This window comes from Lapillicoccus sp. (assembly GCF_025353065.1).
Classification (GTDB): Bacteria; Actinomycetota; Actinomycetes; order Actinomycetales; family Dermatophilaceae; genus Lapillicoccus.
This window is the reverse complement of sequence record NZ_JANXRJ010000076.1, coordinates 1-11,001: the sequence shown is the minus strand read 5'-3', so window position 1 is coordinate 11,001 and position 11,001 is coordinate 1. Positions and strand designations below refer to the sequence as shown.

General features: G+C 66.9%; 9 protein-coding genes and 1 tRNA gene. 7 read left to right on the top strand and 3 right to left on the bottom strand.

Annotation, left to right across the window (positions count from 1 at the left end; genetic code table 11):
* Positions 1 to 24 precede the first annotated feature (24 nt).
* A tRNA-Arg gene (locus tag Q0R63_RS06685) sits at positions 25 to 99 on the top strand.
* Positions 100 to 121: 22 nt separating this feature from the next.
* Here Q0R63_RS06685 and Q0R63_RS06680 read toward each other — a convergent pair.
* Entirely contained in the window at positions 122 to 1,399 is a 1,278-nt protein-coding gene (locus Q0R63_RS06680) for a family 16 glycosylhydrolase (protein WP_295695564.1), read from the bottom strand.
* 201 nt (positions 1,400 to 1,600) lie between these two features.
* The gene (locus Q0R63_RS06675) at positions 1,601 to 2,935 is read right to left on the bottom strand and encodes a sugar transferase (RefSeq protein ID WP_295695562.1); all 1,335 of its coding nucleotides are present in this window, start codon (positions 2,933 to 2,935) and stop codon (positions 1,601 to 1,603) included.
* Positions 2,936 to 3,351: 416 nt separating this feature from the next.
* Between Q0R63_RS06675 and Q0R63_RS06670 the strand changes: the two genes are divergently transcribed.
* From Q0R63_RS06670 to Q0R63_RS06650, 5 genes are all read left to right on the top strand, one after another.
* The gene (locus Q0R63_RS06670) at positions 3,352 to 4,743 is read left to right on the top strand and encodes an oligosaccharide flippase family protein (RefSeq protein WP_295695560.1); all 1,392 of its coding nucleotides are present in this window, start codon (positions 3,352 to 3,354) and stop codon (positions 4,741 to 4,743) included.
* 151 nt (positions 4,744 to 4,894) lie between these two features.
* The gene (locus Q0R63_RS06665; RefSeq protein WP_295695557.1) at positions 4,895 to 6,010 is read left to right on the top strand and encodes a glycosyltransferase; all 1,116 of its coding nucleotides are present in this window, start codon (positions 4,895 to 4,897) and stop codon (positions 6,008 to 6,010) included.
* Positions 6,007 to 7,032 carry a glycosyltransferase family 1 protein gene (locus Q0R63_RS06660; RefSeq protein ID WP_295695554.1) on the top strand — a complete coding sequence of 342 codons (1,026 nt, stop codon included), beginning with the start codon at positions 6,007 to 6,009 and terminating at the stop codon, positions 7,030 to 7,032. Before Q0R63_RS06665 ends, Q0R63_RS06660 begins: the two co-directional genes overlap by 4 nt.
* Positions 7,029 to 7,910, top strand: coding sequence for a glycosyltransferase family 2 protein (locus Q0R63_RS06655; protein ID WP_295695552.1), 882 nt, complete (start codon positions 7,029 to 7,031; stop codon positions 7,908 to 7,910). Before Q0R63_RS06660 ends, Q0R63_RS06655 begins: the two co-directional genes overlap by 4 nt.
* On the top strand, positions 7,907 to 8,908 hold the full coding sequence (locus Q0R63_RS06650; protein WP_295695550.1) for a glycosyltransferase family A protein: 1,002 nt from the start codon (positions 7,907 to 7,909) through the stop codon (positions 8,906 to 8,908). The genes Q0R63_RS06655 and Q0R63_RS06650 overlap by 4 nt, the downstream gene beginning before the upstream one ends.
* A gap of 161 nt (positions 8,909 to 9,069) precedes the next feature.
* Here Q0R63_RS06650 and Q0R63_RS06645 read toward each other — a convergent pair whose 3' ends face one another.
* Positions 9,070 to 10,143, bottom strand: coding sequence for a glycosyltransferase family 2 protein (locus Q0R63_RS06645; RefSeq protein ID WP_295695548.1), 1,074 nt, complete (start codon positions 10,141 to 10,143; stop codon positions 9,070 to 9,072).
* A 465-nt stretch (positions 10,144 to 10,608) separates the two neighbouring features.
* Here Q0R63_RS06645 and Q0R63_RS06640 point away from each other — a divergent pair.
* Positions 10,609 to 11,001, top strand: a 393-nt coding sequence (locus tag Q0R63_RS06640; protein ID WP_295695545.1) for a glycosyltransferase family 4 protein, incomplete at its 3' end; no start/stop codon positions are given.

The window sequence follows — 11,001 nt, the reverse complement described above, 5'->3', positions numbered from 1 at the left end:
GACTGGCCAGCTCGGCAGCCGCCCGCCCCCGTAGCTCAGGGGATAGAGCACCGCCCTCCGGAGGCGGTGGCGCAGGTTCGAATCCTGCCGGGGGCACCAACGTGCAGGCTCGAGGACGCTCCTAGAACAGCTGGCGGACCTCGACCCGCTCGACCAGGAGCGACGTCGGCGTCGTGGCCGACACCTGCTTGCCATCGGCCCCGCCCACCGCCAGATCGAGGATCATCCAGTTGGGCCGTGAGAGGGAAGGTGCGAAGGGCCAGGGGCTCTGGGGGTTGGTGGCCGGGGTGAACGCTCCCCCGCACTGACGGTCGTCGAGGTAGTAGGAGATCCGACCCCGCCCGTCGGCACCGGGTTCGACCCGGACGCTGTACTTGTGGAAGGCGACCGACAGGTCGGCTGACCCGCCGCAGAGATGGTCGGTGTCGTTCGTCTGCGTTCCTGATGCGTAGACGTGGGAGGTGGAGTGGTACTGCGACGGCCACGTGGTGTACGCCTCCATCGCGTCGATCTCACCGACCTGACTCACGGACGACCCGTTCTGGGGACTGTTGAGCATCCAGAATGCTGGCCAGTAACCCGGGGCCGACGGGAGGCGGAGCCAGGCCGAGAAGACGCCGTACGTGAAGGCGGAGGTCGACCGCAGCGCACTGCCGTGCGTCGGGTCGGCCGGGATCACCAGATGGCCATCCCCGTCCAGGGAATCCCGTCTGCCGCAAGCGATGCTTCCGAACGCCGCCGACGGGTTGTAGCTGCAGGCGGACCACTCGGTCCAGCGGGAGCTGTCGGGAGCCGAGCCGGCGGTACCGGTGAAGTCGTCCACCATCTGCGTGGCTCCCTGGACGAGTCGCCCGCTAGGCACGTTCCACAGCCGTGGTCCGGATGGGGTGCAGGTGATGAAGCCGATGGCCGCGCCGGACGGCCCGACGCAGTAACCGTTGAGCGAGCTGACGATGAGCCCGTTGGTGACCCGCCACGTCTGGGCGCGCGTCCCGTTGCACGAGTAGAGCTGCACCACCCACCCGGTGGGTCCCGGGTCTGTGAAGTTGGCGTGGGTGGCATCGAGACACAGCCACTGCGCCGTGACCGCACCCTCGGTCAGGGGATGCATCACCGTCCAGCTCTGCGCGGCGCCCTCCACGCACAGGGACAGGACGGGCCGAGTCAGGTTCCGGCCCCCGTCCGGAACGCCGACACAGGTCGGAGCAGCACGGTTCTGGAGGAGTCCTGTGACCGGAAGGTCGTCCAGCGGCACGGGTCGAGGGACCCGGCCGGCCAACCTCGCGCTGGTCGACACCGAAGACGAGCCGGAGTGCGTGGTCGCAGGCGGGGTCGTCGTGAGAGTTGTGGCAAAGAGGATGAGGGCCGGGAGCGCGGACAGGATGGGGCGCCAGGGCATAGGCATGTCGGGTCGTTTCGTCAGCGCAGCACGGACCGACACGGCAGTCTGAGCGCGGACTCGCGAACAGGGGGGAGACTCAGCCGGTGGCCTGCCCTAATTTACTCATATCAGACAAATCAGTCGATATGGGTCGAACGGACGATACCTAGCTCAGCTGTTCCTCGAGGCGTCACGCCTGTACCCGGCCCGTCTCGGCCCCTACTCTCCCCGGGCGAACAACACTTCGCCGACGGTGCGCAGCAGGATCTTGGTGTCGAGCCAGAGCGTCCAGTTCTCGATGTAGTAGTTGTCGTAGCGGGCCCTCATACCGATACTCGTGTCACCGCGGAGGCCGCTTACCTGCGCCAAGCCGGTGAGCCCCGACCGCACCCGGTGACGACGGCGGTAGACGTCGTAGCGGAGGGTGAACTGTTCCACGAAGAAGGGCCGTTCGGGACGAGGCCCGACCAGGCTCATGTCGCCGCGGATGACGTTCCACAACTGGGGCAGCTCGTCGAGCGACAGCTTCCGCATCACCCGTCCGAGGCCCGTCATCCGGTGGCCCTCCGAGCCCGACCAGGTCGTGGCCATCTCCTCGGCGACGGCCGGTCGCATCGAGCGCAGCTTGAGGCACTCGAAGACCACTCCGTCGCGACCGACTCGCTGCTGCCGGAAGAGGATCTGTGGCCCCGAGCGCCTCACGCCCAGGGCGAGGAGCAGCAGAACCGGTGAGAGGAGCGTGAGGAGCGCCCCCGCCACCATCACGTCGAAGAAGCGCTTGGCCAGCATCGCCGGCCCGTCGAGGGTCGTCTGCCCGATCCGCATCACGGGGATGGACGAGATGTGGTCGTAGTAGCCGGACTGCGTCCGCATATAGCTGAGCTTGGGGACGACATAGATGTCGCAGCTGCGCATCCTGGGGTCCTCGAGGGCGAGCAGCACCTCGCGGTCGCTCGAGCCGCCGTCGGCGATGACGACGACCTCGACATCGAGACTGGCCACGACCTGCGCAAGCTCACCCACCTCACCGACGCGCGGCAGGTCGCTCTCGAGCACCATGTCCTGTCCTGCCACATAGCCCACGAGCTGCAGCCCATGCTGGGGTCGCTCCGAGAGCGTCTCCACCAGCTCGACGGCGACGGCGTTGCCCCCCAGGACGACTGCGCGATGCGAGGTCAACCCACGACGACGACTCCACCCTATGAGTCCCGTGGTGAGGCATCGGCCCACGAGGAGGAGCACCACTCCCCAGAGACAGCTCTCCAGGAACCAGACCAAGGACACCGGCTCGTGCTTGAAGGCCACGACGATCGCGATGACGGCGATAGGCGCGAGCACGTTGCGCACGATGACGGGCAGGTCGTCCATGAAGGACAGCGTCAGCTTGGCTCGATAGCCCCGGTCACCGGCGAGGGTGAGGACGCTCAAGACCACCATGAGCCCCAGTGCCTTGAGCAGCTCGGGGCGCCACAGCATCGGCAGAGCGATGGCGACCACATCGACGGGCAGCAGGAGCATCCATCCCCGGGCGCGTCGGATCACGGTCTTCCACATGGTCCACGATGGCTGGCTGGTTCGTGACTCCCCTGTGGCATTGCTGAGTTCATGGCCCTGCGTCGTCGTCATCGGTTGTGCCCCCCTCCCGGTTCCGCACCTCACCTGAGCGCCCTACCGAGAGAAGTTTGCGTGGAACTCGGACAAGCCCGGCTAGACGTTGCAACTATAGAAGACTCTCGCAACCTAGATATGTGCCCTTATGGCAGATATAGTACGAAAAATCAGCATAAGAACCCCAGAGTTGACGTAAGAATTTACTCCAACGAAATATGATCACCGATTACTGCCGCGTCTCAAGAAGCCGCGCATTGTGGCTACGCTCGAGAAGTTTCTCGGTTGCTCCGAGGCATGCTTATTCTTGCCCGATGTCACAACCCCAACCAGCCCCAAGCTTCCGGCGGGCGATTTGGCTGATGACGGTGACGAGCTTCCTCGTTCCCGCAGCCGGTGTCGTCACTGCCCCGGTGCTTGCCCGGGGCCTGAGCACCCAGGGGCGTGGCGAACTCGCGGCGGCCCTTGCGCCGGCCGCCCTGATGCTCGCCGCAGCGACGCTCGGTCTGCCTGACGCCCTCACGTTCTACCTGGCCAAGCACCCCCGGCTGACGAGGCCGGTCCTGATCCGGGCGAGCGCGCTCACTTTCCTGCTCGGCGCGGTCTGCGTCGGTGTCGTGCTGGTGTTCCTGCCCTTCCTCTCGGGGGACAACCCCGCCCTAGGTCGGCTCATCATCATCAGCGCCGTGCTCACCGTGCCCGCCCTCGGCGTGAGCGTCTTCCGCGGGGCAGCGATCGGCCGACAGATGTGGAAGGAGGTGGCCGTCGAACGCCTCATCAACGTCGTGATCCGGGTCGTCGGCTTCGTCGGGCTCTGGGCCTTCGGGCGCCTCACGGTCTTGACGGCGGTGATGATCAACGTCATCGGGCCGATGGTGTCGGGCGTCGTGTACCTCCGTCTGCTGCGCGGACCAGGCCGCCGACAGACCAACGGCGAACACGCCGTGGAGTCACCCTTTCACGTTGGTCACGAGGTCGTCGACGATGACGTCGACGCGACCACGGTACCTCTGCCACAAGGTTTCTCGGACATTGCGCGGTTTGGCGTCCGAGTATGGTTCGGTGGGGTGGCCAGTATGTTGCTGTCGCGGGCCGCCTCGGCCTTGATGGTGCCGCTGGCCGGCGAGACCGCCCTGGGTCTGTATGCCGTCGCGACCACGATCTCCGACCTGCCGCTCATCGTCGCCATCGCGATCCAGGGCGCCCTGTTCGGAGTCAACAGCAAGGCCGCCAATGCCACACAGGTGACGTCGACGGCGAGACTGGCGCTTCTTTTCGGGGCGGCCGGCTGCGTCGTGCTCGGGGGTTCACTGCCGTTGTGGATCGGCCCGCTCTTCGGCGCCGAGTACCAGGCCGCAACGCTGCCGACGATCATTCTTATGGGGTCGGCGCTCGTCTGCATCCCCGGCCTGATGGCCTCCACCGGCGTCGCCGCCTGGGGTCGGCCGGGCTTGCGCAGCACCGGGCTCGCACTCACGCTCGTCGTCAACGTCGCCGCCTTCTTCGTCCTGGTTCCCCGCTACGGTGTCTACGGGGCGTGCTGGACGAGCCTCCTGAGCAACGTGGTCCTCACCAGTTTCATGCTCGTCGTCGCGCAGCGCGTCATGCGCGTCAGCGCTTGGGACTTCGTGCGGGTGACCGGCGACGACGTGCGGCGCGGTGTCGCCGAGGGGACCCGCATCCTGTCGCTCCTTAAACGGCTCCGACGCTCGGCCAGGGTCCCCCGCCAGGCCGACAGTCGCTCCTACCGATAGGAATTCCCGTGACCTTCACGACGAGTTTTCACGCCTCCTCACGGAGTGGCCTCTGGTCGCCCCGGCATCTCTCTGTTGTGCTCCTGAGTTCGCAGACCATTGACACCCAGCCCATAGGTTGCACTGATCTTCTTTCGGCCCGAGACGCACGATGACGGGTGTCCTCGTCCATGAGTGGATTGCCCAGTCGGGCGGCTCGGAGAACGTCCTGGAAGCCATGAGTGGAGTCTTTCCCGAGGCCGATGTCGTCTGCCTCTGGAATGACTCGACCGGACGCTTCCAACCGGAGAGCCTGCACGAGACCTGGCTGTCACGCACCCCCTTACGACGGAGCAAGATGGTCGCCCTCCCGTTCATGATGCCTACCTGGAAGCGGCGGGCCGACCGGGGCTACGACTGGGCGCTGATCAGTTCGCACCTCTTCGCGCACCATGCTCGATTCGGCGAGGAGGGGCCCGACTTCCGCCGTTTCGTCTATGTCCACACGCCGGCCCGCTACATCTGGTCGCCGGAGTTGGACGGAAGGGGTCAGGGTCGGGTGGCCCGGGGGCTTGCCTCAGTGCTCAAGCCCCTTGACCGTCGGGCCGCGAAGGATCGGGCTCACCGCACCTCATACGCCGCTAACAGCGCGTTCATTCGCGACCGTATCGCCGACTGTTGGCAGGTCCCCTCGCGGGTCATCTACCCCCCGGTTGACGTGACGGCCATTCAGTCGGTCGACGACTGGCGCACTCGCCTCACCGACCAGGAGCAGCACGAGCTCGCCGCACTACCAAAGGAATTCGTACTGGGGGCCTCGCGTTTCGTACCTTACAAGCGTCTCGATCTGGTGATTCGGGCCGGCGAGGCAGCCGGTCGCCCAGTTGTGCTCGCGGGTCGAGGCCCCGAGCTGCGCCGACTGCAGGAGCTCGCGCGCGAAGCCTCCGTTCCTGTCCATTTCGTCGACTATCCGTCGACTGAGCTGTTGCACGCGCTCTACCAGGCGACCGCAGTCCTGGTCTTCCCGGCAATCGAGGACTTCGGCATCATGCCCGTCGAGGCCATGGCTGCCGGCGCCCCTGTTCTGGCCCATCAGATAGGCGGTACGGCCGAGACCGTACTGCCCGGAGAGACCGGAGCCCTCACCGACTTCAGGTCGGCCGCCGAGATTTGCGAGGGCGTCGAGACCGCGGTCAGCACCGAGCGTGAGGCCCGTCGGGTCCACGCCGCGAAATTCTCCACGGAGAGGTTCGCCGCCGAGGTGCGCAGCTGGGTGGAGGAGTCATGAGCAGCAAGCCCGCCGGAGGGGTAGTGGTCAACCAGAGCTACGCCGGGCAGCGGGTGACAGGGCAGCAGCGGTATGCCGCCGAGGTCTCTCGCCGTCTGCTGGCTCACCCCAGCTTCGCAGGCACCGTTCCGGAGGGCCCTTGGGCCACCTCCACGCTGCGCACCTGGGCCTGGGTGCAGCTGGCCCTCCCGGTGCAGACTCGTTCCGACGTCCTGCTCTCGATGACCTCACGTGCTCCCGTGATGCACCGTCGCCAGGTGCTCGTCGTCCACGACCTCTTCGTCCTGACCAACCCCGAGTGGTTCTCCCCCTCGTACCACCGAACGCACGCCCCACTGCTCCGAGCCCAGCTGCGGCTGGCGACTGCCGTGGTCGCGGTCAGCGAGGCCACCGCTGACGATGTCTCGACGATCTACTCCCGGTCTCTTGTCGTGGCTCCCAACGCGCCCAGCAGTGTCTTCACGATCGACGAATCGAAGACAGAGCTCTCTCTGTCGGCGCTGACGGACCTCGCTCCCGGGTCGTACTTCTTGGCCGTCGGCAGCCAGGAGCCGCGAAAGAACCTCGCCCGACTCGCCGAGGCATACGGCCTGCTCGATCCCGAGATACGGCGGGCTCATCCGCTCGTCGTGGTCGGCGCCAGCAACCCGATCTACCAGGAGGAGCAGATCCCCTGGCCGGTGGAGACGAGGGTAATGGGTTACGTCTCCGACGACGAGCTGCGGGAGCTGTATGCCGCTGCCGCCGCCGTCGTGCTCGTCAGCCTCGCCGAAGGATTCGGGCTGCCGCTGGTCGAGGCTGCCGCCTCCGGCACGGGTCAGCTCGTGCTGTCGGACATCCCCGTCTTCCGCTGGATCGCCGGCGACGAAGCCCATTTCGTCGACCCACTCGACGTGACCTCGATCTGCGACGGGCTGCGTCAGGCCCTGCAGACCAGCCGGCCCCACGACATCGACCTCGCCCGATTCGACTGGGACGCCAGTGCTCTGGCGGTTCGTGACCTCTGTCTGGAGCACCTATGACCTCCTCCCCGACCATCGCCGTCGTCCTCGCCTCCGCCGGCCGGAGTGCGCTGCTGGCCGAGGCCCTGCAGACCTGCCGCCGGCAGACCACCCTCTTCGTCGGGGTCGTCAGCGTGCCCGACGATGCCAGCCTGCCCGACGACCGGTCGTTGCTCGAGGGGTGGCAGGTCGTCACCGGCACGCGTGGTCTGGCCGCCCAGCGCAACGCCGGGCTGCGTGTCCTCGACGACGAGGTCGAGCTGGTGGCCTACTTCGACGACGACGCTGTGCTCCACCCCGACTACCTCAGGCGCGCCGGGGCGTTCATGGCTGAGCACCCCGGGGTGGTGGCCATGACCGGCCGCGTCGCGCTGGACGGCGTCACCAAGGCAGAGATTCCGCTGGGGCAGGCCGAGACTGTGCTGCGTGAGATCGACGACTGGCCCCCTTCCGGGCAGTGGCGACCGGGGCGCACCCTCTACGGCGCCAACTTCGTCGCCCGCACGTCGGTCGCGCGCGGTGAGCTCTTCGACGAGCGACTGCCCCTCTACTCCTGGTTGGAAGATCACGACTTCGCCCGCCGATGCCTGCGTCACGGCGTCGTGGCCCACGTGGACGACTGCGTCATCGTGCACCGGGCGGCCGCCTCCGGAGGTCGGGAGGCCCACAAGCGGTTGGGCTACTCGCAGTTCATGAACCCCTGGTACCTCTGGCGCAAGGGCAGCTTCCCCCTCTGGCTCATGGTCGAGCAGATCTTCCGGGTGCTCGCCAAGAACATCGTCCGCTCCACCGGCGGTCCGGAGTCGGGGTGGAGGCGCGAGCGGCTGGTCGGCAACCTCATGGGTGTCGGCGACGCTGCGCGCGGCCGGGTCACCCCGGAGCGGATCAGGGTGCTATGACCAACCGCTCGTTCGGACGCCTGAGTGTGGTGATTCCCAACTACAACTACGGCCGTTTCGTCGCGGCCGCAATCGGGAGTGCTCTCGCCGTGGAATGGCCCGACGTGGAGGTCATCGTCGTCGACGACGGCTCGACGGACAACTCACGTGAGGTGATCGACGGCTTCGGGGACCGAGTTCACGCTCTGTTCCAGACCAACCGTGGGCCGCGCGAGGCGTGTAACGCCGGTTATGCCGTCTCGACGGGCGACATCGTCATCTTCCTCGACTCGGACGACATGCTCTGCCCCTCCATCGCCCAAGAGGTCAACGAGGTGTGGCGACCCGGTGTGAGCAAGGTGCAGGTCCAGATGGTCAAGATCGACGAGCACGGGCGTGCGGGCGGCGCGGTGTTCCCCCGGCTCAAACGCACTCCCTCACCCGCAGACGTGCGACGGTGGCTTATCACCATGAGCGCCTACCCGACACCACCCGGTTCCGGCAACGCCTACTCCCGGGAGTTCCTCGAGCAGCTTCTCCCGATCGATGACCGTTGCGGTGACGCCATGGACTCGGCCTGTCTCGCCGCTGCCCCTCTGCTCGGCGACGTGGTGACGCTGCGCCGCGTCCTCGTCGGCTATCGGCAGCACGGGGCCAACCGCAGTGCTCTTCGGGACGGCGCAGTGTTCCGGCGGCAGATCGACCGCGCTTATCAGCGCCAGGCGTTCGTGCTCGAGCTACTCGGTCTCACTCACTCACAGGGAGCTGCCATCTCCGCACTGTTCCGTAGCCGCCATCTGCTCCAGATGCGGGTCGCGGAACGTCGCCTGAACCACCCCGCGCCCCCGCCGTTGCCCACAGACAGCCGCCGGCGGATGGTCCACGACGCCGTACGGGGGTTCGCCGCGACGGGCCCCGAGCCGGTCACGGTCAGGATCGCGACGAGCATCTGGGCTCTGGGTGTGCTCGTCCTGCCGAGCTACGTGGCACGACGGCTCATCCACCGGCGGTTCTCGTGAATATGGAGAACGCTCGTTCAACCGATCCGTGTCGGGTCATGCGCCTGTCCTCGGGAGCCGCTCATGCCTCAGCCACGGCCTCGGCGTTCAGGTCGCCTTCTCTTTTCATCGCCGCTCTCCCCTTTCCAATGACGCTTGACTCGGTGACACGCCTGACTGCTTCACAGATTTCGCGGGTCGGGCGCCCGAGGGCCCAGGAGTGCTCGGGCCCGCTGCTCCTGTCCCGGCGCAGCGATGGTGGCGAGGGCGAGGTCACGCAAGACTCTCAGCACCGGGCCTTCGGCCAAGCCCTCCCGGCCGTAAGCGCTCCCGCGCCAAGCCGTCACGACCGCGGCGAATCGTCGCGGACGGCTCGCGGCACGCGGTATGGCGAACCGCAGGCGCAGCTGACGTTCGTGACCTTCGAGGACGTCCAGTGCCCGCTCCAGACGCGCCGCCGTCGGGGCGTCGTCGGTCACCACCTGCCTCACCAGAGCGAGCTCACGCTGCACGTAGGCCAGTTGCTTCATGACCGTGTAGCCGAATTTCGTGCGCGCCGCGTCGACAACTGCCACCCAGCCCCGGCCCGATGTCATCCCGCCGGAAGCGTTCGTGTCGTGCTGTCGGTAGTCAACCAGCGACTCATTGATGAAGTAGACGTCTGCGCTGATCGCCGCGAGGAAGCTGACCCAGCGGTCGTGGGCCAACGGACGGGCGGGGTCGACCAGGTCGAAGGGTCGTTGGGTATCAGGCACCAGCTCGAGCAGCTCGCGACGAAAGGTCATCGTCAGGCCGAAGAAGAACGCCTGCGGCAGGAGCGCCCAGCCGGGCGATCGCCCGGCCGGTGCCTTGTGGCGAAGGACACCGGTCGGACGCCCCTCGGCATCGACCAGGGTCGCGTCGTGGCCCACGAGCGCGACCTCGGGCTCCAGAGCAAGGACAGCGACCGCACGGGCCAGCTTCGTGGGGTGCCACACGTCGTCCTGGTCGCAGAACGCGACCACGTCGCCACGGCAGCGGGCTGCGGCGAGAAGAAAGTTGTCGGCAAAACCCAGCCGTACCGGGTTGCGCTCGAAGGACACCGCGAAGGGCGCGGTCCGAGCGAACTGCAAGACGATCTCGGCCGTCTCATCAGTCGAACCGTCATCATTGACAACGAGCTCGACGGGCACGTGCTGCTGGCAGCGAAGGCTCTCAAGCTGCTCGGGCAAGAACCGGGCGCCGTTGTACGTGGCCATCGCGATCGAGACGTCCATAGTTCCTCTCGCCCCGTAGAAGGGAGGTCGCTGGTCCGACCGGCCAAGACTCGGAAAGTTCGCTGCACTCGACCGTACCCGACCTGCGGTCGAGAGGTGCGGCTGCCGTGCAGGTGAACCAGCTGACAACCCTTGCTCAGCCGGCTGCGATCGGATGCGGGCGATGGCGACCTCACCGGTCCGGCCCTCGAGGTGCACGGCCCGGAACACCCTGGCCTGCTGAGCCGGCCGACCCATTCTGTACGGCAGGTCGTCGAGTGGTCTCCCCGGGCCCGAGCTGCGTATTCACGATCCTGCGAGGGTCGACAACGTTTCACAAGGGCAAGCTCGCCCGGCTCGTTCCTTCCCCACGCTGGCCGGTGCTTGTCGGCATCGAGGCGATCCACACCGGCCGACCCGCGCCCCGCGACCCAAGTCGACCTCGCCGGCCGCACCCGGCGGCCAGCAACGACGAAAGGGGACGCCATGAAGATCATCCACCTGCTCAAGCACGGCATGCACGGTAACGGGCACGTCCACGTCGCCGTCGATCTTGCTTGTGCCCAGGCCGCAGCGGGGCACGAGGTCTGGTTCGTGCAGGGCTGGGGCTCTTACGACGAGCTGCTCGCGCGACACGGGGTGGGTGTCGTTTCTCTTACCGCTGCCGGCGGACTCAAGGGTGCACCGGCGTGCGCCCTCGAGGTGCTACGGCTGGTACGCCGCACGCGACCCGACGTACTGCACGCACATATGATGTCGTCGGCTGTCTTCGGCTTTCTCGCCGGTGTGGCGACTCGTACTCCCTTGATCACCACCATGCACAACTCTTTCGATAGGCACTCCTTTTTGATGCGTCTGGGCCGCAAGGTCGTAGCCGTG